General features: G+C 75.5%; 16 protein-coding genes and 1 pseudogene. 9 read left to right on the top strand and 8 right to left on the bottom strand.

What is annotated here, in order from left to right:
- Positions 1-5 precede the first annotated feature (5 nt).
- Genes WMF36_RS19400 through WMF36_RS19390 form a run of 3 tightly spaced genes read right to left on the bottom strand, consistent with a single transcriptional unit; the run spans position 6 to position 4692 of the window.
- The gene (locus WMF36_RS19400) at positions 6-1058 is read right to left on the bottom strand and encodes an ABC transporter permease (RefSeq protein ID WP_437581105.1); all 1053 of its coding nucleotides are present in this window, start codon (positions 1056-1058) and stop codon (positions 6-8) included.
- A 53-nt stretch (positions 1059-1111) separates the two neighbouring features.
- Entirely contained in the window at positions 1112-3802 is a 2691-nt protein-coding gene (locus WMF36_RS19395; protein ID WP_437581104.1) for an ABC transporter substrate-binding protein, read from the bottom strand.
- On the bottom strand, positions 3799-4692 hold the full coding sequence (locus WMF36_RS19390) for an alpha/beta fold hydrolase (RefSeq protein ID WP_437581103.1): 894 nt from the start codon (positions 4690-4692) through the stop codon (positions 3799-3801). Before WMF36_RS19390 ends, WMF36_RS19395 begins: the two co-directional genes overlap by 4 nt.
- A 353-nt stretch (positions 4693-5045) precedes the next feature.
- Between WMF36_RS19390 and WMF36_RS19385 the strand changes: the two genes are divergently transcribed.
- Positions 5046-5564, top strand: coding sequence for a MerR family transcriptional regulator (locus WMF36_RS19385; protein ID WP_437581102.1), 519 nt, complete (start codon positions 5046-5048; stop codon positions 5562-5564).
- A 239-nt stretch (positions 5565-5803) separates the two neighbouring features.
- Positions 5804-6589, top strand: a complete 786-nt coding sequence (locus WMF36_RS19380; protein ID WP_437581101.1) for a sigma factor-like helix-turn-helix DNA-binding protein — start codon at positions 5804-5806, stop codon at positions 6587-6589.
- On the opposite strand, the gene WMF36_RS19375 is transcribed toward WMF36_RS19380, so the two are convergent.
- From WMF36_RS19375 to WMF36_RS19365, 3 genes are all read right to left on the bottom strand, one after another.
- On the bottom strand, positions 6590-9082 hold the full coding sequence (locus WMF36_RS19375; RefSeq protein ID WP_437581100.1) for a hypothetical protein: 2493 nt from the start codon (positions 9080-9082) through the stop codon (positions 6590-6592).
- Entirely contained in the window at positions 9070-9951 is an 882-nt protein-coding gene (locus tag WMF36_RS19370; RefSeq protein WP_437581099.1) for a hypothetical protein, read from the bottom strand. Before WMF36_RS19370 ends, WMF36_RS19375 begins: the two co-directional genes overlap by 13 nt.
- Positions 9952-10012: 61 nt before the next feature.
- Positions 10013-10654, bottom strand: a complete 642-nt coding sequence (locus tag WMF36_RS19365) for an RNA polymerase sigma factor (RefSeq protein WP_437581098.1) — start codon at positions 10652-10654, stop codon at positions 10013-10015.
- Between the two features lie 750 nt (positions 10655-11404).
- Here WMF36_RS19365 and WMF36_RS19360 point away from each other — a divergent pair.
- Together WMF36_RS19360 and WMF36_RS19355 are read left to right on the top strand one after the other, a co-directional pair.
- Entirely contained in the window at positions 11405-11950 is a 546-nt protein-coding gene (locus WMF36_RS19360) for a hypothetical protein (RefSeq protein ID WP_437581097.1), read from the top strand.
- The gene (locus tag WMF36_RS19355) at positions 11950-12522 is read left to right on the top strand and encodes a septal ring lytic transglycosylase RlpA family protein (RefSeq protein WP_437581096.1); all 573 of its coding nucleotides are present in this window, start codon (positions 11950-11952) and stop codon (positions 12520-12522) included. Before WMF36_RS19360 ends, WMF36_RS19355 begins: the two co-directional genes overlap by 1 nt.
- Positions 12523-12567: 45 nt before the next feature.
- Here the strand turns inward: WMF36_RS19355 and WMF36_RS19350 are convergent, their stop codons facing one another.
- On the bottom strand, positions 12568-14988 hold the full coding sequence (locus WMF36_RS19350) for a PQQ-binding-like beta-propeller repeat protein (RefSeq protein ID WP_437581095.1): 2421 nt from the start codon (positions 14986-14988) through the stop codon (positions 12568-12570).
- Between the two features lie 232 nt (positions 14989-15220).
- On the opposite strand from WMF36_RS19350, the gene WMF36_RS19345 reads away from it, so the two are divergent.
- From WMF36_RS19345 to WMF36_RS19335, 3 genes and pseudogenes are all read left to right on the top strand, one after another.
- Positions 15221-15847: a CDP-alcohol phosphatidyltransferase family protein gene (locus WMF36_RS19345; protein ID WP_437581094.1), complete on the top strand. Its 627-nt coding sequence runs from the start codon at positions 15221-15223 to the stop codon at positions 15845-15847.
- A gap of 104 nt (positions 15848-15951) precedes the next feature.
- Positions 15952-16173: pseudogene (locus tag WMF36_RS19340) on the top strand (Uma2 family endonuclease); the annotation flags it as partial.
- A 192-nt stretch (positions 16174-16365) separates the two neighbouring features.
- On the top strand, positions 16366-17442 hold the full coding sequence (locus tag WMF36_RS19335) for an outer membrane protein assembly factor BamB family protein (protein WP_437581093.1): 1077 nt from the start codon (positions 16366-16368) through the stop codon (positions 17440-17442).
- 21 nt (positions 17443-17463) lie between these two features.
- Here the strand turns inward: WMF36_RS19335 and WMF36_RS19330 are convergent, their stop codons facing one another.
- Positions 17464-18198 (bottom strand): hypothetical protein, encoded by a 735-nt coding sequence (locus WMF36_RS19330; protein ID WP_437581092.1) that lies wholly within the window; start codon positions 18196-18198, stop codon positions 17464-17466.
- Between the two features lie 415 nt (positions 18199-18613).
- Between WMF36_RS19330 and WMF36_RS19325 the strand changes: the two genes are divergently transcribed.
- On the top strand, positions 18614-20092 hold the full coding sequence (locus tag WMF36_RS19325; protein WP_437581090.1) for a hypothetical protein: 1479 nt from the start codon (positions 18614-18616) through the stop codon (positions 20090-20092).
- Positions 20093-20339: 247 nt separating this feature from the next.
- Positions 20340-23246 (top strand): serine/threonine-protein kinase, encoded by a 2907-nt coding sequence (locus WMF36_RS19320; RefSeq protein ID WP_437581089.1) that lies wholly within the window; start codon positions 20340-20342, stop codon positions 23244-23246.
- Positions 23247-23404 lie beyond the last annotated feature (158 nt).

Below are 23404 nucleotides of genomic sequence, written 5' to 3'. Positions count from 1 at the left end.
CGCGCTCAGCGCGACCGCGACCTGAGCCGGGGATCCAGGGCCAGGGCCGCGAGGTCGAGCGCCACGGTGGCGAGCACGATGGCGGCCGCGGCGAAGAGCACCGTCCCGACGATGAGCGGGCCGTCCCGGTTCTGCAGTGCCTCGACCGCCATGCTCCCGACGCCCGGCCAGCGGAAGAGCTTCTCCGTGACGATCGCGCCGCCCGCGAGCGCGCCGAAGTCGAGCGCGGCGAGCGTGGCGAGCGGCAGCAGCGCGTTGCGCAGCGCGTGGACGACGAGCGCGCGCAGGCGAGAGGCGCCCTTGGCCCGCGCGGTCCGGATGAAGTCCTGACGGAGCAGCGTCCGGAGCTCCTCGCGGACGATGCGCGCGTAGAGGGCGCTGCCGAAGATGCCGAGCGTCAGCGCCGGCAGGACGAGCGAGCGCAGGTGATCGGCCGCCGTGGCGCCGTACCCATCGTACGGCAAGAGCCGGAGCTTGTAGGCGAGCACGTACTGCAGCGCGGGGCCGATCACGAAGGTCGGCGCGCTGGCGCCGAGCAGGGTGGCGCCGAGCGCCGCGTCCTCCCAGGCCGTCCCGCGGCGGGCCGCGGCGACGATCCCGAGCGCGAGGCCGAGCGCCAGCTGCACCACCAGCGCGGCCAGCGCGAGCTCGACGGAGCGCGGCACCTTCGCCTCCAGCAGATCCACGACCGGCTTGCGGTAGTGGAAGCTGTAGCCGAGATCGAGGTGCACGCCGAGCGGCCCGGCCGCGCAGCTCCGGTGCTCCGGATCGCCGCGCGCGCCCTCGGGCGGGACAGCGGCGCCGCCGTCGCCCCGCGCGGGGCCGAGGTGGACGAGCCGACGGACGAACCGCGCGAACTGCACGTGGACCGGCCGGTCCAGCGCGTAGATCGTCCGCACGCGCTCGAGATCCGCCGCCGAGGCCTGCGGCCCGACGAGCATCCGCGCCGGGTCGCCGGGCAGGAGGTACGCGATCCCGAACGAGACGGCGGTGACCCCGGCGATCAGGATCGCCGCCCACGCGAGGCGCCGGAGCAGGTGCGCGAGCGCGGCGCCCATCGCGGGAGCGCGGCCCGATCGAGGCGAGGAGGTGCGGCGCGCGGGCGGGGGGCTCATCGCGGAAGGGCGGCGCGCGCGAGCAGCGCGCGGAGCGGTCGGGCGGAGGGGGACGTGCCCGCGCGCGGCCCTCCGCCGGCCGCGGGCCGGGCGGACGGGTCGAGCCAGACCTCGTGGAAGTGCCACGGGATCACGGCGGAGCGCTCGTACCCGCGCATGTAGGGGTGCCAGAGCTCGAGCTGGCGCATCGTGTGCGTGGGCACCCAGGGCGCGAGATCGCGGACGACGCGCTCGGCGCGGGCGTAGAGCTCGAGGCGCCGCGCGCGGTCCTGCTCCGCGTGGGCGGCGTCGAGCGTGCGATCGAGCTCCTCGCTGCTGAAGAAGGCGTAGTTCTGCGAGCCCTCGTCGCGGATGGCGCGCGTGGAGAGCGTCGGCTCGAAGACGCTCGCCGGGTCGGGGAAATCGGCCTGCCATCCGACCCAGCCCATGGGGACGGCGCGGCGCCGCGACGCCTCGGCGAGGTAGGTCGCCCAGCTGACGAGCCGCAGGCGGACGCGGAGGCCGATCGTCGCGAGCTGCTGCTGGACGATCTCGCCGATCGCCTGCTCCAGGGTGTCAGGGATCGCGATGTAGTCGACGACGCCCGGGTAGCCGCCCCTCCCGGTCGCCGGGTCGTACGCATAGCCGGCCGCGGCCATCTGCGCGAGGGCGCGCGCGGGGTCGTGCCGCCGCATCGGCTCGTCGCGCGGGGGGCCCGGGATCGACGGCGGCAGCACCCGATCGAGGGCGACGAGATCGGGGCGCACCTTCTCGAGCACGGAGGGGTCGAGGGCGAACGCGACCGCGCGCCGCACGGCGAGCTGGTCGAACGGCGCGAGCTCGGTGTTGAGGAAGACGGCGTTGGTCCGGTTCCGGTTCACCCAGCGCATGCGCCCCTGCCACCGGGGGTCGGCGCGGTAGGTCGCCGCGTCGATCGCCGTCAGATCGCGCAGGTAGTCGAGCTCGCCCTCCTCGAACTTGTAGCGCTGGGTCGTCGCGCGCATCCCTGTCTGCCACTCGATCGCGTCGAGGTACGGCAGGCCCGGGCGGAAGTATCCCTCGTGCCGGGCGAGCCCGATGCTGCCGTCCTGGTCCCACCGCGCGACGCGGAACGGGCCCGCGCCGCACGGCGGCGGGGGGCGCGCAGCGTCGACCACGGCGCCGGACGAGGGGCACACCGGCGCCATGAACGCGAGCGTCATGCGGGGCAGGAACGTCGCGTCCGGCGCGCGCAGATCGATCGCGACGGTGTGATCGCCGAGCACCCGCACGCCCGCGAGGTGCGGCGCCGCGCCCGCGTGGAACTCGGCGAACCCCTCGATCATGTCGTACTGGCTCGCGCCCGGGCTCGGCGTCCCCGGGTGGAGCGTCCGCTCGATCGAGCGCTTCACGTCGGCGGCGCGGAGCTCCGCGCCGTCGTGGAACCGCACGCCCTCCCGCAGCGTGAAGACGTACGTCCGGCCGCCGCGCTCGACCGCGATCGCGCGCGCGAGCTCGGGCGTGAGGCGGCCGTCCCGGTCCCACGTGACGAGGCGGGCGAAGACGAGCTCGGCGATGGCGCTCGAGAGCTCGTCGTAGGCGATCGACGGGTCGAGCGTGCGGGCGTTGACCGTGGTCGCGAGGCGCAGGGTCCCGCCCCGCACCGGCGCGCCGGAGGCCGCCTCGTCGCCGAGGGGAGGGCGCACGCGGCGCGGCGAGCCGCCCGAGAGCAGGAGCAGCGCCGCGCCCGCGACGAGCAGATCGACCGGCAGGCGCCGGCCGCGCGGGAGCTCGGCGCCGGCGGGATCGAGCGCGTCGCGGAGCCCCTCGCTCGCGCGGTGGAAGCCGAGCACGGCGAGCAGGATGGCGAAGCCCGGCGCCGCGACCAGGAGCGGCTTCACCCCGAGGTACGGCTCCGCCTCGTGCAGCATGCGGCCCCAGGTCGCGGTCGGCGGCTGCACGCCGACGCCGAGGTAGCTGAGGGCGGCCTCGGCGAGGATCATCTGCCCGGCGTTGATCGTCGCGAGCGCGAGCAGCGTCCCGCCGACGTTCGGCAGGACGTGCCGCCGGACGACGTGCAGCGGCCCCGCGCCGAGCGCGCGCGCGGAGGCCACGAAGTCGCGCTGCGCGAGCTCCACCGTCTTGGCCCGGACGACCCGCGCCGCCCCGGTCCACCCCGTGAGGCCGAGGACGAGCAGGATCGTCCCCGCGTCCGCGCGCCCCACCGCGACGCCGATCGCGGTCACGAACAGGAGATAGGGCAGGGCGAGGATCACGTCGACGAGCCGCATGAGCGCGCCGTCGAGGGCGCTCGCCCGCGTGCCCGCGGCCATGCCGGCGGCGACGCCGACGAGCGCGCCGAGCCCCGTGGCGAGGGCCGTGGACGAGAGCGCGATGGCGAGCGAGAGCCGCGCGCCGTGGGCGAGGCGCGCGAGGAGGTCGCGGAAGAGCGGGTCCGTCCCGAGCCAGTGGGCGGCCGACGGCCCGGGCGGCGCGCCGAAGGCGTCGCGGGACAGGCCGAAGTCGCTCGCGTTCGGGTCGTGGCCGACCACGGCCGGCCCCGCCGCGGCGAACAGCGCGAGCAGCACGACGATCCCGAGGCCGAGCAGCGCCGACCGGTCGCTCAGGAAGCGCCGCGCCGCGTCCTCGCCGAGGAGGGCCCGACCCGCGCGCTCGCCCGCCCGCGCCGCGTCGCGAGCGAGGCGGGTCCAGCGCGCCGCCGCCGTCACCGCTTCCCTTCGAGGAACTGCGTCACGAGCGCGACGAACTCCTCGGGCCGCTCCTCGTGGGGCGAGTGCCCGGCGTCCATGATCTCGAGCATCGCGCCCGAGATCTCGCGGGCCAGCCGCTGCGCGCCCGCGGCCGGGAAGATGCGGTCGTCGCGCCCCCACACGACGAGCGTCGGCGCCGTGATCCGCGTGAGGCGCGCGACGACGGGGCGCGCGTCGAGCACCGCGCGCATGACCGCGTGGGCGCTCTCGCGCGCCGAGGGTGCGTTGAAGAGGTCGTAGTGCCGGTCGACGCGCGACAGCGGCACCGCCGCGTCCGCGCGGAACACGTCGTCGCGGAAGTACGACCGGAACATCCCGCGGCCGTGGAGCTGCTTGAAGACGATGCCGCCGACGATCGGCAGGAGCGGGAGCTTCATCCGGAAGCTCATCGGGAACGGGTAACAGAGCGCGTCCTCCAGGACGAGCCGCTGCACGAGCTCCGGGTGGTCGGCCGCGAGCGTGATGGCGATGGCCGCGCCCATGGCGTGGCCGACGAGGTGCGCCCGGCCCACGCCGAAGGCGGCGATGAGATCGGCCACCGCCTCGGCGAACGTCTCGATCCCGTAGGCGTACCGCGCCGGGCTCGGCTTCTCGCTCTCGCCGAACCCCGGCAGGTCCGGGACGATGACGTGGAAGCGCTGGGCCAGCGCGTCGATCACGTCGTCGAACTCCAGGTGGCTGGCGAGGAAGCTGTGGATCAAGAGGAGCGCCGGGCCGTTGCCGGCCCCGGCGACCAGGACCCGCATCCTGACACCCCGGGCGGTGACATCCCTGATGACGCGCTCGACGGGTCGGGGGGCGGCGGGCGAGGCCGCGCCCCGACCCTCGCTGGCAAGGGCCTTGGCCATGGTGGCGACGAGACTATCAGCCCTTTTGTCTGAAAGGACCGATGTGTGTCAGGGTAAGGGCCATGCCGCTCCACGAGCCCCGCTGCGGGACGGGCGCCTCCCCGCTCCCACCCATTGCGCCCCGCGTCGCAATTTTCCCGCCTCGCCCCCGGCTTCCCGATGTGCGGAGCGGATCGAGCCCCGGTTCCGACGGACGAAAAATGTCCGAGGCGTGTCAAGAACCCCGGGAAAGCACCGCGTCCCGTGACAGCCACACAATAATCGTAGTCGCGTCAATTGACTGTATTCCATTCAGTGGAATAGAGTCGCCCGCGTCGGTTGGGTAGGGCCTCCGGCAATCGATGGGAGGACCGGTGCAAAGGATCCCCGAGGACGTGCTGAATCGCATCGAGCGGGAGCACGCCCAAGGGATTACCTCGAGCGATATCCTCGAGCTGTTCGCGGCGCATGGCATCAAGTTCAGCGAGGCGACGCTCCGGAAATATGTGCAGCTCGGCCTCCTCCCGCGCAGCGTGCGGGTGGGGCGCAAGGGCAAGCATCAGGGCTCACAGGGGATGTATCCGGCCACGGTAGTCCGCCAGGTTCAGCGCATCAAAGAGATGATGGCCCAGGACTACACCATCGAAGAGATCCAGCGTGAATTCCTGTTCGTGAGAGGTGATATCGAGGAGCTCGAGCGCACGATGACCAAGGTCTTCAATGCGCTCAGGGACGCCGCCAAGGAGAGGCGGAGCGAGACGAGCGGCAGGGCGATCGCCCTGGACCTCGCGAGCGCGGAGACGCTCGCGCGGGAGCTCGTCGCGAAGCTGTCGTTGATAGAAGAGCGCTTGATGGCGCAAGCGCGGCTCACGAAACAGGCGGCATCCTCTTGAGGGACCGAGTCGCAGGATCTCTCGTCTTCGTGAAGTGAATGGGGCCGCGAGCGCGGCCCCTCCTGGGTTTGACGCGATCGACGGGACGGGCACGGCTCGTTTCGTCGCAATTTTTTAGGGACGGCATCCGGCGTTACGTCGGGCAAGGAGCGGGATCTCTTTGCGCTCGAGCTGGGACTCGGGCGCGTGGGGAGACGCGCGCGCTTGAGAGCGGAGACGCTACCAAACGGAGGCAGCGCATGGCGACGGTGTCTGACAGCGAGCTCGAGATCTTCGGCCTGGACGGAGCGGATGCGGCGGGGGGTGACTGCGAACCGGCGGGCTCCAGTGAGCCAGTCGTGGAGGGCGCCCTCGCGCTCCAGATAGACCCCGCGGCGCCGGGAAACCCCATCACGCGTGAGCAGCGCAGGTCCCGGAGGAAGCGCGAGATCCGGGCGCGGACGATCAGCGTCAAGCGCATGACCAAGCGCGAGCTAGAGATCGGCCGGATGCTGTATCCGGAGACCGATTACTACAAGCCGCGGACCCGCGCCGAGTGCGTCGACGGCCCGAGGCCGTGCCCGTACGTCTCGTGCCAGCACCACCTCTACCTCGACGTGTCGGCCAGGACGGGCGCCATCAAGCTCAACTTCCCCGATCTCGAGGTCTGGGATATGAACGAGACGTGCGCGCTCGACGTCGCGGATCGCGGCGGCACCACGCTCGAGGACGTGGGGGCGATCATGAACCTGACGCGCGAGCGGATCCGCCAGGTCGAGGTCAAGGCGCTCGCGAAGCTCGAGGCGCTGAAGGACATGTCGGCGCTGCGCGAGTTCGTCGACGAGGGCCCGGTCGGCAAGCGCCGGCTCCCGGTGCTGACCCAGCCCGAAGAGGACGAGGAAGAGGACGAGGACGAGGTCGCGCTCGACGAGGATGAGGACGAAGACGAGGTCGCGGGCGACGCGGAGGACGAGGGCGTCGAGGCGACGCCCCCCGAGCGGACGGCGGAGATCGAGGACGCCGGCGACTTCGACAGCGGGGAGTGATCAGTCGGGCCGGGCCTCCACGGTCACGATCGCGTCCGCGCCGAGCGCGCCCGCCAGGAAGGCGCGCCACGCGGCGAGCGTGGCCTTCGCCGGCGGCGTGCGGGGGGCGCGGCCGTTGAACAGGTGGATGAGCCGGCGCCGGGGCTCCGCGAGCGCGTCGCGCTCTCGCCGGGTGACGTGGGCCTCGGCGCGGCCGAGATCGGCGTCGGTCACCCGCTGCGCCAGGCCGGCGAGGAGCTCCTTCACGCGGGCCGAGGCCTCGTCGAGCTCCGCGCTCGGCGCCCGGATCTCGACCGCGAGCGCCGCCGCGCGCGTGCCGCCAAGGACACGCGCGCTCGCGCGGGCCGCGAGCTGCCGCCTCGGGGCCGCGGCGTCCGCCGCGGGAAGAGCCGCCGCGCCGAGAGCGGCCGCGAGCAGGCCGCCTTCGCCGTTGAGGGCGGCGACCGTGATCTCCGCGAGCTCGCGGGCCGTGGTCGTGGCCTCGCGCGCGGCCGGGAGCCGCGCGCCGACGACGGCCTGCGAGAGCGGCGTCCCGGCCGGGAGGCGGGCGTCGTGGTGACCGAGCCGGGGCACCACCGCGCCGTCCGGTGAGGCGCACCCGCGCGGCGCGAGCCGCGGCGAGAGCCAGCGCTCGGCGGCCTCCGCCGCGGCGGCCGCCTGCGACGCGTCGGCGTTCGCGAGGACGGCGAGCCGGAGCGGGCCGGTCGCGAGCGCCTGCCAGCGGAGCTGCACGGTCTCGAGCGCGCCGCTCGCCACCCGATCCCAGACGCCGAACGGCTCGATCCAGGACGGGTGGTCGGGCGCGATCGCGGAGGCGAAGGCCTCGAGCGCCGCGGCCCGCCCGCCGGAGAGGCGCTCCAGGTGCTCGAGCGCCGCGGCGCGCGCCAGCGTGAGCGCCTCGGGGCCCGGCGTCGTCGCCGCGACCGTGCGCGCGGCGGCGCTCGCGACGCGGCGTCCGAGCTCGGCCGGGGTCTCGCGGTCGTCGCGGAACGGCGCGTGCGCGATGACCCCGACGGCGTCCGCCGTGACCCAGGGCTCGATCGTCACGTCGAGCTCGCGCCGCCGGGTCTGCACGGCGGCGAGCGCGGCGAGCGCCGTCGCGCCCGCGTCGTACACCCCTTCCTCCGCGACGCCGCACGGGCTCGCGAGCAGGACCCAGACCTCGCCCTGCCCGCGCTCGACCAGCGTGCGCCGCTCCAGGGCGGGCTGGGCCCCCGCCGAGAGCGCGCGCCCGAGCTCCGTCTCGAAGGGCCGCTCGCCGGCCTCGCCCGGCGCGGCGGGCCTCGGCGGCTCGGCGCTCGGGGGGAGGCCGAGCGCCGTCGCCCACCGCTCCGCCGGCGCGTTCGGGGCGCCGCCCGAGAGCGCCCACCAGGCGGCGCGCGCGCCGGCGTCGCGCGGGTCCTGCGCGGTGAGGATCTGCCGCGAGGCGGTGGCGGGGCTCGGCGGCGCCGCGAGGCCGCGGCGGATCTCCTGCCGCGCCACCGCGACCGCGAGCGCCGCCGAGGTCTCGGCGGGCGGCGCCGCGGGCAGATCGGAGGCCTCGATGGTCACGCTGACGCAGCCGCCGCGCGGGCGGGCGACCCCGAGCACCTCGACGGTGCGGAACGGGGAGGGGAGCGCCGCGAGCCGCGCCCGGAGCGGCGACCCCGGCGCGCCGAGCCGCTCGGCCGCGGCGACCGCGGCCTGCGGGCTCGCGACGCGCACGGCCACGGTGACGCGAGCGGCCCGCCGCTCCAGCTGGTTCGTCCTGTACACGCCGATCGTGTCCGCCGCCGGCCACGCGTCCGCGGGCGGGCCGCCCGCGGGCCAGCGGTCGACGCCCTCCGCGGCGCGGGCCGCCTCCGCGCAGAACGCGGCGGGGCCGACCGCGGCGATCGAGGTGCGCCCGGCGTGCAGCGCCGCGGTCCGCCACCCCTCGAGCTCCCGCACGCCCGCGGGCGTCGCCAGGTCGACCACGGGCTCGGCGCCCGCGAGGCCCAGCCGGCCGGTGCACGCCGCGACCGGCGAGAGCTCTGGCGCGTCGAGGGGGCTCGATCGGAGCGCCTGGAGCCGCTCCATGGCCCGGGCGACCTCCGGGCTGCCGGCCGCGATGGGCTGCGCGAACGCCGCCGCGAGCGCGCGCAGGAACGGCGCGACGCGCGCCGCGTCCCGGACGAGCAGGCGCACGCGGAAGGCGCTGCGGTCGATGCGCGCGTCCACGTCGAAGCCGGCGGCGACGAGCCGCGCCTCGACCACGCTGGCGAGCGCCGTCGTGGCGACCGAGCCGAGATCGGTCGCGACCGAGACGACGAGCGCGGGCGCGGGGTCGCCGTCGCGGGAGACGAGCGTGAGCCGCGGCCGGGCGTCGAGGTTGCGCACCTCGATGCGGCCGACGCTGCCCTCGGGCGTCGAGACGAGCGCGCGCCCCGGCGCCGTCGGGCCGCCGGGCGCCGCGCCGCTGCAGGCGGCGAGCAGGACGAGCGGCAGCGGGAGCGCGGGCCTCAGGGAGCGCATGCGTCGTCGGCCGGCAGGGGGGCGCCTTCCAGCTGGAAGTCGGCCGGGCATCGCGGGGCGATCTTGAAGCCGTAGAAGTAGGTGAGCACGCCGGTGACCGAGCCGAAGGACGCGCCGCCCCCGAGGGGCGGCCCCTCGGCTTCGAGATCGTAGAGCTCGTTCGAGAGGCTCGGGATGTCGCCGGCGGGCACGCCGGCGCCCACGTTGATCCGCGCCGTGTACCGGCCGCCGCTCCTCGAGGGGTCGCCGACGGTCTGGACCCCCTCGATCCGCACGAGCATGCCGAGGTAGCTGCGCGCGGTCGCGTAGCTCGTCAGCTCGTCGAGCGGCACGCGGATCGGCTTCGCGGGGCCGTCCTCGAAACGGAAGCTCATGGTCCCGCCGATCTCGGGCAGGGTGCGACAGCCGGGGAACCGGCCGGAGGAGGGGCCGCGGAACTCGGTGAGCACGCCGAGCAGGTCGACAACGTCGCCGGGGAAGAGCCGCAGGTCCGGGGGGCTGAACGCGGGCTGGAAGACCGTCATGCCCGAGTAGGCGACCGGCTCGTCGGCGCTGTCTTGCACGTAGTAGTTGCCGTGCGCCCCCTCGCCGGTCTCGTCGAAGCGGTCGATCGCGATGAGCGTCGTGGCCGTGACGCTGACGCGGCGATCGGCCGGCACGCCCTTGCAGTCCTCGCTGTCCTGGGTCCTGGGATCGGCGTTGAACCACGCGGCCTTGCCGACGAGATCCACGATGCGGGCGCCGCCGCCGCGCTCGTCGGCGAGGGGGATCGAGGGGGCGTCTCCGTTGCCGCCGCCGCACCCGGCGAGCAGCGGGACGGCGGCCACGGCGGCGGCGAGCGCGGTGATGATGCGGAGCGGGGGGGCCATCCTCTCCGGCTCATACCACAGGGCCGACGGCCGCCGAGCCCCCTTCGGGGGAGGGGGTGGCTCAGGCCGCGAGGCTCGCGCCGGACAGCATCGCCTCGAGGCGGCTCTGGATCTTGTGCCGCTTCGAGTAGACCGTCTTCACGCTGATGCGCATCCGCTCCGCGATCTGCTCCGGGGGCAGGCCCTCGCCGAAGTAGAGCGCGACGAACTCGCGGTCCTTGTCGGAGAAATCGTGGAGCACTTGCCCCACGATCGCGGCGCGCTCGCGGCGCTCGGCGTGCTCCTGCGGGGAGGGGCGCTCGCAGGGGAGCTCGACCGCCGCGTCGTCGAGCGGGGCGCAGCGCGGCGCGCGCCGGGCCCCGCGCAGGTGGTCGTAGGCGCAGTGGACGGCGAGCGTGCCGATCCAGGAGCTCAGCCGCGTGCCGCGGTCCGCGTCGAAGGTCCTCAGCTTGCGCATGTCGTTCGAGAGCAGCTGCATGAGCAGCGTCGCGTGGATGTCGCGGATGTCGTCCTGCGCCACCACGGCGGAGAAGCGGGCGATCACGCCGCGGATGCAGCGGTGGACCAGCCGGTCGTACCGGGCGTGGAAGGCGCGCCAGGCGCGCTCGTTCCCCGCGATCATCTCCTTCACCAGCACCCCTTCGGCGATGTCGCCGAGGTCTTCCGAGCATCCCTTACCGCAGAGAGGCAAGTCGTTGGGCATGCCGGGAGTCAGTGCACCCGACGTGCCAGCGCCGTCAGCGGCGGATAAAGGGCGGCTCATCGGCGGTGTGCCGCCGTTTCCGTGTGACCGTACCTCGGCAGCTGTTAACCAGGGTTCACTGCACGCCGGGCGCGGGGGGCAAGGGCGCAGAGCGCAGACCGCCGCGCCGCCTGTCCGGGGGGCTTCCCGGGCCGGCGGCGGTCACAGGTAGCGCTCCACGGAGAGGCCGCGGCCGAGCGCCGCGCGCTCGGCGGGCGAGACGCCGGCGGACCGGACGTGGAGTGCGGCGTGCGATAGTATCTCGAAGAGCATGGCGGACTCCGTTGCTCGGAGTTGTCGAGATATTCAGTTTCGCATTCACCTTGGTGAGGAGGTTGATCCCGCCGTCGACGCCGGCGCGCGCTGCCGGCGAGCAGAGGTGTCGTGTCCGCCGAGGCGCCGTCGGTCGATGGCAGCCTGAAAGCGGGCCTCGGAGACTCTGTTGCGCCGCGCCGGCCCGGTAGTCATTCCTCGCGACGAGGATCCGGGGCCGGCGTGCTCGGGATGGGCTCGCCCGCCCCGGCGACGCTCCGCGATCGTGCGCCGCACGGCGGGACGAGGTCCGCCCCGCCCGCGCCCCCCGTCGCCAGGAGGTGACGCCTGCTACAAGGGTGAAAAGATCCAGCCGCGCGCCCCGCCGCGGCCGCCGTTCCCCGGCGACGCGCGCGCATCAGGTCTGCGCGCGGCCCTGTTTCGGGTTATGGACCAAGCGTGCTTTCCGGCCGTGCTCTAGCCCTTGCGGTCCTCGCGTGGTCGCTCCTCAAGGTCGTGGTGCGCCGTCTCTTCGACGGGCCGAGCGGGCTTGCGCTCTTCCGCGAGAACTACGACGCCGACGGCCTGCCGCCGCTCTCGCCCGCCGAGCGCGCGGCGCTGCCCGGCTTCTCCCGTTGCATCGCGTGCGGGCGCTGCGATCTCGGCGAGGCCGAGCGCATCGCCGCCTCCAGGGGGGCCTACCCCGGGCTCATGACCGTGGTGCTCGCGTCCTCGCGGAGCATGCCGGACTTCGACGCCGCGGCGCTCGCGCTGGCGCACGTGCCGGAGGAGGTGCTCGCCGAGAAGGAGCAGATCTGCCCGACCGGCGTGCCGTTCCGCGAGCTGGCCAGGTTCGTGCGGTCCAACGCCAGGGCCCAGGCGGGGCTGTCCGCGGACGGGGAGGGGAACGCGCCCGCCGAGCTGGCCCTCGTCGCTGCGGTGACCCCGCCCGCGGCTGCCCTCGACCCCTCGTCGGCCGACCGCGCCGCGCCCGAGGCGACGTGATGACGCCGGCGGGACGTCGCGCCGCGGCGAGGGCGCTCGGCCTCCTCTTCCTCCTCTGCACCCCGGCCTGCTCCGCGCACCAGCCGCTCCCGGCCCGGACGAGCGGCGACGCGCAGCCCCTGTCCACCGAGGTCTCCCGCCCGCCTGGCCCCATGGCGGGGCCCGGGCCGGGTCGGGCCGGAGACGACGACCTGGACGAGGAGGGCGGCCGCATCTCCACGCCGATCGCGCCCGCGAGCGCCCGGGGCGCGGCGAAGGGGGTCCCGATCCAGCGCGGGCGCGCCACCTATTACGCCGACAAGTTCAAGGGCCGCGCCACCGCGTGCGGCGAGCCCTACAACCCCCGCGCGCTCACCGCCGCCCACCGCACGCTCCCCTTCGGCACGCTCGTCGATGTGATCCGCCGGGACGGCCGCCGCGTGCGCGTGCGGATCAACGACCGCGGCCCGTTCAAGCGCGGCAGGATCATCGACCTGTCGCGCAGGGCCGCCGAGCGGATCGGGCTCATCAAGGACGGGGTCACCGACGTGTCGCTCGAGCTCATCTGGAAGCCGGCGCGGCGGTCGCGTTGATCGCGCCGCAGCGCCGGGCGGCCAGGGGCTTCGACCTGTGGGCTGCTACTGGACGAGGCTGAGCCGCGGGGCCGCGGCGAAGGCGGCGAGGTGGCCGCTCTCCTCGGCGACGTAGACGTCGCACCGCTCGTCGACCCGCAGGAGATCCGGGATGAGGTCGGTCGGCACCTTGCCGAGCAGCGCGCCGTCGCGTGGCCGCACGACGTGCACCTCGCTCTGCGGCACGAACAGCGCCCCAGAGCGGAGCACCGGCTCGAGGCGCCGCGGCCGGTCCCCCTCGACGCCGCCCGCGAGGACGTGCCGGTAACGGACCGAGCCGTCGTGCGCGTCGACCCCGACGAGCTCGCCCGTCTCGCTGTTCACCACGACCACGTCGTCGACCATCAGGCACGAGGCCGTCGCCGCGCACGCGGTGAGATCGAAGCGCGTCGCCCCGGTGCGGCGATCGATCCCCACGAGCCCGGTGCCGCGCCGCCCGTGGGTCACCACGCACACCGTCTCGGGCCCGAGCAGCGGCGCGCCGACCGGCGCCACGTGCTTCGGCAGGTCGACCGTCCACCGCGCCTCGCCCGACCACGGGTCGAGGTGGTGCAGCCGCGCCCCGCCGCGGCCGACGAACGCCCCGTCGCCGGCCAGCGCGAAGAGCGCGTCGTGATCGACCGCCACCGGCGACGCGAACGGCAGCCGGTCGCAGAAGCGCCAGACGACCTCGCCGCTCAGCACGTCGAGCGCCGCGAGCGCAGGCTCGCCGCTGCCGACCACGACGAGCTTGCCCGCGCGGCGCAGCCGGAAGTTCTCGCCGCGCCGCGCGGCGTAGCGCCAGCGCACCTCGCCGGAGTAGAGGTCCACCGCCGCGAGGTGGCGCGTCCCCTCGCTCACGATGAGCATCCGGGGCAGCCCCGGGGCGCTCACCACGGCGCCCGAGGCGTTCGCGCCGACGCGCGGCGAGAGCCGCGCCGACCAGGCCACCTCGCCGGTCGACAGCTCGTGCAGCTGCAGCGTGCCGTCGGGCAGGAGCCGCCCGAGGCCGACCGGCGTCATCACCGAGACCGCGCGCGGCGCCTGCTTGCGCCACAGGCACTCGCCGGTGCGCCGATCGATGCAGGTGAGCTCGCGCGTCGAGCCCACGACGAGCACGTCGCCGCAGAGAAAGGTGGCGCGGAGATCCAGCGAGGGGATCGCCGCGACCCACCGGGCCGTGAAGCGCAGCCGCGTCCGCCCGAACGTGTCCTCGGCCGCGGCCTGCGGGCGCGCGGCCGCCGCGAAGGCGCGGTACGTCTCCGGGGCCACGTTGATCTTCGCGTCGTTGCGCGTCAGCTCGCGGAGCCGCTCGGCGAGCTCGCGCACGCGCGCCCGGAACTCGAACAGGCGCAGGTTCGACGCCTGCCCGCGATCTCGGCGCACGAGGCTGCGCGCGAGCGCCCTCCCGAACGCGACGACGCCCTGGGCGAGCGCGGCCACGTCGACGGCGGGGAACGTCCAGGTCTGCGCCCGCTCCTCGGCGCCCGCGAACGGCGAGCCGCGGCCGAGCGCGCGCGGATCGGCGGGCGGGACGCGGCCCACGCGGGGCACGCCGAGCGTGAGCGAGAGCGCCCCCTCGCTGTGCAGCCGCACGCCGAGGATCGCGCCGCCGACGGTCAGCCGCCGGTGGTAGGGCTGCCGCCGCGCCCACGCGTCGAGCGACTCGAGCGACAGCGACGCGAGCTGCTCGGCGATCGGGAAGATGAAGACGTCGGGCAGCTCGCGCGCCTCCTCGCCCACGAGCACGCGGATCTTGCCCCGGAAGAGGAGCGAGAAGAGGTCGGCCCGGAGCACGGCCGGCTGCGCGAGCGCCGCGCCCGGGGACGTGCGCAGGAGCGCCTCGGCCGCGATGGCGATCGGGATCTCGCCGGTCGGCTCGACGCCCACGATGGCGGGCTCGCCGCCCGCCTCGTCGGGCGAGAACGGCAGGGCGGCGGCGAGGCACCTCCGCGCGGCCTGGAGCCGGTGCTCGCCGAGCCCGCCGTGGTCCGCGTCGTTGCGGGGGAAGGCGGGGTCGCGGCGCGCGCCCGAGCCCCTCCGCGAGGCGAACCGATCGACGGCCGCGAGGACGCGCGCGCAGAGCGCTTCGCCCTCGAAGCGCCGCTCGTGCAGGGCGACCTCGGGCACGTCGCCGCCCTGGAAGACGGTGACGAGGAGGTCGCGGCCCACGCGCTCCAGCCCGAGCTCCCATGGGTCGGGCTCGAGGCACAGCCGCACGACCGCGCGTGCGCGGCGTCCGGAGGCGAGCTCCGCCGCGGCCTCGGCGAGATCGCAGAGCAGCGGCAGCGCCTCGGCCTCGGCGCGTAGCGGCAGCGCCGCTTCATCGAGTGGAGGAGGCGCGTTGCGCGCCCCCTCCAAGACGAAGCCGAGCACATCGTGCAGCGACGTGCGCTCGAGCTCCGGTGAGCATCGGGTGGTGTCGGCGACAAGTGACAGTCCGGGCATCCGTCGAGGGATGCTAGGCATCGTGGGGCCGGGTCCTAAGTTTTGTGCGCGGATAGCCGCGGAGTGGACAAGCACGTGGCACCTGACTAGACAGCGCCGGCGCCTGGCGCCCCCGCCGCTGCTGCCGCTCGACGAGCCCCGCGGCGCGAGGACGGCCCGAGGTCGCCGACGGGCGGCGCGCAGACTGGTTGGAAATCCAACCGGACGTGCAACAATCCGCCCCCCGACCGCCATGCCTCCCGAAAGACCGCCCCACTTCTCGATGCTCCGGTCGTTCGCGCTGGCCGATTTCTTCACGCTGGCGAACGCGGCGAGCGGCACCCTCAGCATCCTGCTCTGCCTGAACTACGTGGCCGAGCGCGAGCGCATCTACATCTGGGTGGTCTTCGGGCTCCTGCCGCTCGCGCTCGCGTGCGACGTCCTCGACGGCACGATCGCGCGGTGGCGTCGCCGGCACTCGCCGCTCGGGGCCGATCTCGATTCGCTGGCCGACGTGGTCTCGTTCGGCGTCGCGCCCGCGGTGCTCGGCTACGCGCTCGGCCTGCGCGGCCCGTGGGACGCCGCCGCGCTCGTCTACTTCGTCGCCTGCGGGATCAGCCGCCTCGCGCGGTACAACGTGACCGCGGCCGAGCTGTCGGACGATCGCGGGAAGGTGCGTTACTACGAGGGCACGCCCATTCCCACGAGCCTGCTCATCGTGCTGCTCTTCGGGGTGCTCTTCGCGCTCGGGCGCGTGCACGAGCAGCTCTGGCTCGGGTCCATCGCGCTCGGTCCCTGGGCGTTCCACCCGCTCAGCCTGGTCTACGTCGTGAGCGGCAGCGCGATGGTCAGCGGCACGCTCCGCATCCCGAAGCCGTAGCGGCGAGGCTCACCACGATGCTGGCGAGCCCACCGCCGGCCCCGCACGCCCTCGGGCTGGCCTTGGCGCTCACCGTCGTCGCCCTGCGCCGGTGAGCGCGCCGCTCGACCGAGGAGGTCGACCGCGAGGAGAAGATGCCCGTCTACGCGCGCGAGGGCGTGCTCCACGCGTGGCTCGTCGACCCCATCCAGCGGACGCTGGAGGTCTTCTCCCTCGTCCCGGGCCGGGGCTGGGAGCGCGGCCCCCTTCACCGCGACGCCGCGCGCGTTCGCGTCGAGCCCTTCGACGCCATCGAGCTCGATCTCTCCCTGCTGTGGGCAAAGTAGCCGCAGCGGGTCCCGGCTCCGGCTGAACGCGGCCTGGCCGCGCCCTGGCCGGCGCATCGAGCGCCGTCGCTCTCGATCGCGGGCCCCCCGCGGCGATAGACTGGCGCGATGCGGCCCTGCAGGAGCTGTGGTGCCTCCCTGGAGGCAAGCGGTCGTGGGATCACGTGTCCGCGCTGCGGCGCCGAGAACCTCGTGGTGGCAGGCGCTGCGGCCGCTCAGCCGGTCGCCCCCGTTGCCGCGCCGGCGCCGGGGCCGCCCCGGGCGGTGAAGGTGCTCCTCGCCGTGGCGATGGTCGCGGTGGGGGTCGGCTTCGCGGTGATGTTCTTCGCGCGCGTCGAACCTCCGCGGGATCCCGCGCCGCAAGCGCGCCACCTCTCGACACAGCTCGACGCGCTCTGCTTCGTGGACGCGAACGGCGACGACGCGCCCGACCCGGTCCTGTGGCAGGACGGCAAGACGCGCGGGCGGGTGGTCGCCGTCGATGGACGCAGCGGGCAGTGGCTCTGGGCCTCGCAGGAGCTCGAGAAGCCGGACGCGCTCGCCTGCCCGGACCGGAGCACGGTGCTCGCGGGCGGCACGGTGCTCGCGGGCGGCACGGTGCTCGCGGGCGGGGAGAACACCACGCTGCACGCGCTCGACGCCCGCACGGGCAAGGCGCGCTGGGCGGCGAGCCTGCCCGGGGTCCCTGACGAGGTCGCCGGAGGCGAGGGCTGCGCGACCGTCGTGATGAAGGACGGCTCGGCGACCGGCATCCAGCTCGACGGGGGCGCGGTGGCCGACTGCCCGACGGCGCCGCAGCCGTCGGCGATCACGGGGCAATTCTGGGAGCGCAAGAAGAACCCCCAGGTGGTCCACGTCGGCGACGTGGAGGTCGTGCTCACGACGCCGGCCGAGGGGCCGCCGCGCCTCATCGCCGAGGGGCGGCGCGGCGGCGCGTCGCTCTGGAAGAAAGAGCTCCCGGCGCGCGCGCCGCGCTCCGGCGGGCGCCCGGATCTCTTCCTTGTCGCGAGCGGCGGCGCCGCCATCGTCCTCGGCGTCGACGTCGTGGGGGGCACCGATCTGCGGATCCTCGCCCTCGATCCCGCGTCCGGGGCCAGCCGGTACGAGCGCGCGGCGGGCTACCTCGGCGACCGGCTCGTGGCGGCGAAGGCCGCGGGCCCCTACGTGTACGTCGTGAGCGGCGCCGCGGTGAGCGGCGCCGCGCTGCGCGCGATCGACCCGGCGACCGGAGGCACCGTGTGGCGCGCGACCGCGCCGCTGCCCCCGTGAGCCGGCCAGGCGTCCGCGCGCTCAGCAGAGACAGCCGACGAAGGTGCCAGAGAACAGCGGCCGCTCCATGACGGCGGCGCCGCACGTCGGGCACGTGTCGCCGAGCTTGAGTTCGCGGGGCGGAGGCGCCGGCTTCGCCGGTTGCGCGCCCGCGGAGACGCCGGCGACGGCGAGCGGCTGGAACTCCAGGATCGACACGCGCGAGAACCCCTGCCTCGGCGTGGCGCTGCGCTGCGGCGAGGCCAGGAGATCCTGCTTGCTGCAGACCGGCAGGATGGGCCGCGACATGTTGATGTAGGCGAGCTCGGCCGTGTAGAGCGCCGGATCGAGCATGCGCGGATCCTCGGGCTGGACGATGCCGTGCTGGAAGGCCTCGATCAGCATATCGACGTCGGTGCGCGCGTTGCGGTTGCGCGCGGCGTCGACGAGGAAGAGGCCGTTGCCGTAGTAGGCGGCGTTGAGCCAGAAGCCGGTGCCCGCGGTGTGGTAGCCGCCGGTCGCCCATCTGTACCCGCGCAGCGATCGGACGTGGGCCGTCAGCGCGTTCGCCAGCGCGTACGACGTCATGCCGAGCGGCAGGAGGCTCACGAGCGCCGCCGGGTGGAAGTTCAGGCAATCGCTGCAACAGACAGGCACCGTCGGCACGAGCGCCTGCGTGGGATCGATGCAGACCTGGACTTCCGATTCGCTGCGATAGCAGCCGGTGAAACAGGAATGCCGCTCGACGGCGGCCAGGAGCGCGGCGGGAAGTGCCATGCGCGCAACTATACCGTCCACGAGGGCGCATGGCTGCCACGAGGCGCCGTGTCGTCGTCGCCGTCCACGTCGCGAGCGACACGGCGGACCCGGGCGTTCGCGACGTCCGCGCGCCCGGGCCCGTACGTCCGCGGTTCCTCGTGACGCGTGCCCGCGGTGACGCATGCCCGCGGTGACGCATGCCCGCTTGCCCGCGCGTCCGCGCGTCCACGCGGTCGCGGATGCACGAGCGCAATTGCGTCCCTCGTGCGCCTGCCACACGATCGCCGGGCGTGGTGATGGCCGTGCAACCCGAGCGCCTGCTCCTCCGCCGATGCGTCCTCGATGGAGCGCGCGCGGCGGAGCCTGGGAGCCGGTCCAGGGCGCGCGTCCGGTCCTCCTGCACATTCCAGTGCCGCGCGGACGCACGGATCGCGTGACGGGGCGGAGGCGCTCGCTGCTCGTCGCGCTCGCCGGCGCCCTCTCGGCGCTGCTCCCGGCGCTCGCGCTCTCGGGGTTCACGGTCGACGACGCGCTGATCACGGCGCGCTACGCGCACCACCTCGCGCGGGGGCTGGGCTACCGCTTCAACGCGGCGGGGCCGGTGACCGACGGCGTGACGCCGCTCGGGTGGGCGTTCGTGCTGGCGCCGTTCGCGGCCGCAGGCCCGCTCGCCGCGCTCGCGGCCGCGAAGGCGCTCGGCGTCGTCGCGTGGACGCTCGCCGCCGGCGCGCTGGCGCTCGCGATCGATCGGGCGTCCGACCGGCCCGTGCGGTTCGCGGCGCTCGCGCTCGTGCCGGCGTCGGCGCCGCTCGCGGCGTGGTCCGCGGCGGGCATGGAGACGGGCGTCGTCGCGGCGCTCGGGGCCCTCTCGGTCGCGCTGCCCGCGCTCGGCAGCGCGCTCGCCGGCGCGGCCTGCGCCGGGGCGGCGGCGGCGCTCCGGCCGGAGCTCCTGCCGTTCGCGCTCGTCGTGGCGCTCGCGGCCCAGGCGGCCCCGCGCGCCGAAGGCGCAGGCGGCGCGCCGCCTCGACCGGAGCGGCCCGCGTGGGCCCGCGCGCTCGCCGCGCTCGCGCTCGCGGGCGTGCCCTTCGCCGCGGTGGCCGTCACGCGGCTCGCGATCTTCGGGCGGGCGGCGCCGCTCGCCGCCCTCGCGAAGGCGCCGGACGCCGCGCTCGGGGCCCGGTACGCGCTCGCGTGCTTCCTCCTGACCGGCCCGGTGGCGCTGATCGCGCCGGTCGCGTGGCGGGCGCTGCCGGCGTGGCCACGCGGGCTGCTCGCGGCGATCGCCGTGCACTTCCTCGCGGTCGCGGCGGCCGGCGGCGACTGGATGCCGCTGTCGCGCCTCGTCGTGCCGGCGCTGCCCGCGGTGGCGCTCGCGGCGGCCCACGTCGCCTCGGTGGCGGACGCGCGCGCCACGGCGCTCCGGATCTCGCTCGCGCTCGCGGGGCAGCTCTTCGTGATGATCCGGGTCGGCCCCACCGCCGCGCGCGTCGGCGTCGACCGCCTGCGCGTCGTCGAGGAGCTCCGCGGCGCGCTCGCCGGGGCCGAGGTCGTCGCGGCGCTCGACATCGGCTGGCTCGGGGCCGCGACCGGCGCGACGCTCGTGGATCTCGCGGGGGTCACGGATCCGGCCATCGCGGCGCTGCCCGGCGGGCACACAACGAAGCGGATCCCCGGCGCGCTGCTGGACGCGCGCGGGGTGGACGCGCTCGTGCTGCTGCTCGCCGAGGGGCAGGCGCTCGCGTCGCCCTGGACCGCGTCGCGGTTCGCGCGCGGGGTGGAGCTGCACCTCGCGCGCCTGCCCGGCGCCGGCGAGGCGTTCGCGCTGGCGGCGGTGAGCGGCGTGCCGCACCTCCGGTACGTGGTGCTGCGGCGGCGCGCCGCGGAGGAGGGCGCAGGCGTCGCGCCGCGCTGACGCGGTCGCCGTGGCGGTGCGCCAGCGTGCATGCGGCGCTGACGTGGGCGCGACCGAGGTGCGCCGGCGTGCTCGCGACACCGACGCGGGCGCCATGTGAGCCGCGCCAGCGAGCCGGCACGGCGAGCCGGCATGCGCGCCGCGCCACGTCGCGCGGCGTCGTCGCAGGTGACAGTGGACGGCGGACGCGCGCAGCTGGCAGGCTGTGTAGAAGCGGCAGAGCGCCCGGAAGGAGCGCGTCAGGGCGATGCAGTCAGGAGAGGTCGTCGACGACCGGTTCGAGATCGAGGAGCACGCCGCCTCGGGCGCGACGGCGCGGGTGTACCGCGCGCGCGACCGGAGGTCCGGCGCGCCGGTGGCGCTCAAGCTCCTCCAGACGGCCGCGACCCCGTCGCTGAGCGCCCTCGCGCGCGAGGCGCTCGCCCTCGCGACGCTCGCGATCCCCGGCGTCGTCCGCTACGTCGCGCACGGCGTGACCGCGGGAGGCCGGCTCTACCTCGCGACGGAGTGGCTCGAGGGCGAGACCCTCTCGGCGCGGCTCGATCGCGCGCCGCTCACGATCGCCGAGAGCCTGACGCTCGCCGCGCGCGTGGCCGAGACGCTCGCCGCCGTCCACCGGCTCGGGTTCGTGCACTGCGACGTGAAGCCGGGCAACCTCCTCCTCGAGGGCGGCGACCTCCAGCGCGCCAGGCTGATCGACTTCGGCGCCGCGCGCTTCTCCGGGGACGACGACGAGTTCCCGACGCTCGGCGAGATCCGCGGCACGCCGCAGTACATGGCCCCGGAGCAGGCCCGCGGCGAGCCTCGGATCGACGTCCGCGCCGACGTCTTCGCGCTCGGCAGCGTGCTCTTCGAGTGCCTGACCGGGCGCGCCGCGTTCGCCGGCGGCGACCCGCTCTCGGTGCTCATGAAGGTCCTCCTCGAGGAGCCGCCGCGGCTCAGGGAGCTCCGCGGCGACTTCCCGGCCGGGCTCGAGCGGCTCGTCGCGCGGATGCTGTCGAAGGCCCGCGAGGCCCGGCCGCGCGACGGCGGCGCGGTCGCGGCGGCGCTCGCCTCGGAGGCGCTCGAACAGCGCCTCGGCGCGGGTCCGACGCCCCCGCAGCAGCCCTCGTCGTCCCACCCGCCGCCGCACCGCGCGCGCGAGATCACGACCAGCGAGCGGAGGGTCATGTGCCTCATCCTCGCCCGCGAGGACGAGGCCGACGCCGAGGCGACCCTCTCCGATACAGCGGACGAGGGCCGGTCGCAGGCGATCCGCGGGATCGTCGAGCGCCACCGCGGCCGGGTCGAGCTCCTGGAGGCGCGGTGGCAGCTCGTCACGCTCTCGGGGTCGGCCGCGCCCACCGATCTCGCGGCGCAGGCGGCCCGCTGCGCGCTCGCGCTCCGAGAGCTGCTCGGCGGCGCGCGGCTCTCCCTGGTCACCGGCCGGGCCGAGATCGCGGCGCGGCTGCCGGTCGGCGCGGTGATCGATCGCCTTGTGCAGCTCGTCCAGGGCTGCCGCGAGCCGCTTCGCCCGGCGGCCATCCGCATCGACGACATGACCGCGGGCCTGCTCGGCGCGCGGTTCGATGCGACCCGGGACGCGTCGGGGTGCTGGCTGCACGGCCCCCGCGAGGAGCCCGAGGCGCCGCCCGCGCTCCTCGGCCGGCCGACGCCGTACGTCGGGCGCGAGCGCGAGCTCGGGCTGATCGTGGCCGAGCTCGACGCCTGCCTCCGCGGGAGGGCCCCGGGCGCGGTGCTCGTGACCGGCGCGGTCGGGGCGGGCAAGTCGCGGCTCGGCTACGAGCTCGTCCGCGCGCTCAGGGCGCGCTGCGAGCCCCTGGAGGTGTGGATCGGCCAGGCCGACCCGATGAGCGCGGGCTCCGCCTTCGGCCTGCTCCAGCGCGCGCTCCGCCGCGGGCTTGGCCTGCTCGACGTCGAGCCGATCGCGTCGAGGCGCCGCGAGATCCACGCGCGCGTCGAGCGTCGCTGCGGCGCCGCCGCCGGCGCGCGCATCTCGCCCTTCCTCGCCGAGCTCGCGGGCGCGCCGTTCCCGGACGACGGCGACGCGCAGCTCAGGGCGGCGCGGCGGCGCCCGCCCCTTGTGAGCGAGGCGCTCCGCCTCGCCTGGGAGGGCTTCCTCGATGCCGAGTGCGCCGCGCAGCCGGTGCTCCTCGTGCTCGACGACCTGCACTGGGGCGATCTGCCGACCGTGGCGCTTGTCGAGGCGGCGCTGCGCCGCCTGAGGGGCAGGCCGTTCGCGGTGCTCGCGCTGTCCCGGCCCGGCGTGCGCGAGCGCTTTCCGGGGCTCTGGGAGCCGCATCTGCTGCGGGAGATCTGCCTCCCGCCGCTGCCGCCGGCGGGCGGCGAGCAGCTCGTGCGGGAGGCGCTCGGCGCCGGGGCGAGCGCGGACCTCGTGAGGACGCTCGTGGAGCGCGCCGACGGCAATGCGTTCTATCTGGAGGAGCAGATCCGCGCCGCTGCCCGCGGCAGGACCTCGTCGCCGCCGGAGACGGTGCTCGCGATGGTGCAGGCCGGGCTCGACGCGATCGCGCCGGAGGCGCGGCGGGTGCTCCGCGCCGCGAGCGTCTTCGGCGAGGCGTTCTCCGAGGCGGGGGTCGCCGCGCTCGTGGGCCGCACGGAGCTCACGCGCGAGCTCGACGAGCTCGTGGGGGGCGAGGCGATCGTGCGGCTCGGCGTGCGGGGCGTGGACGGCGACGCCGCGTACCGCTTCCGCCACGCGCTCCTCCGGGAGGCCGCCTACGGCATGCTGACCGAGGGCGACCGGCGGCTCGGCCACGCGCTCGCGGGCGGCTTCCTCGCGGAGCGCGGCGAGGCCGATCCCATGGCGCTGGCCGAGCACTTCGAGCGCGGCGGCGAGCCAGCGCGCGCGGCCACGGCGCACCTCGCGGCGGCGCGGCAGGCGCTGCGGGGCAACGACCCCGGCGCGGCGCTCGCGCGGGCGGCGCGCGGCATCGCCTGCGATCCTGCGCCTGCCGTCGTGGACGAGCTCCGCCGCGTCGAGAGCGAGGCGCGCTTGCTCGAGTGCGCCGCGGACGATGTCCGCCACGAGCGTGTGGCGGACGATGCCCGCCTCGAGCGCGCAGCGGACGATGCCCGCACGATCGAGCTCGTGCGGGCGTGGCTGAGCGAGGCGGCCGAGCCGGCGAGGTGATGCGCCTCTGCTCGCGAGGCGCGCGGTGCGCTGCAGGGATCGCCGTGGACGTGCCGAGGCGATCTGCGCGCGACATCTCCTGTCGAACGCCGCGCTGGATCCAGTAGCTTTCTCCCCGCCTGCGCCGGAGGGCGAGCGGAGCGCTGGAGCAGGCGTGG

The organism is Sorangium sp. So ce887, assembly GCF_051521455.1.
GTDB lineage: Bacteria > Myxococcota_A > Polyangia > Polyangiales > Polyangiaceae > Sorangium.
This window is presented reverse-complemented; position numbering and strand designations above follow the sequence as displayed.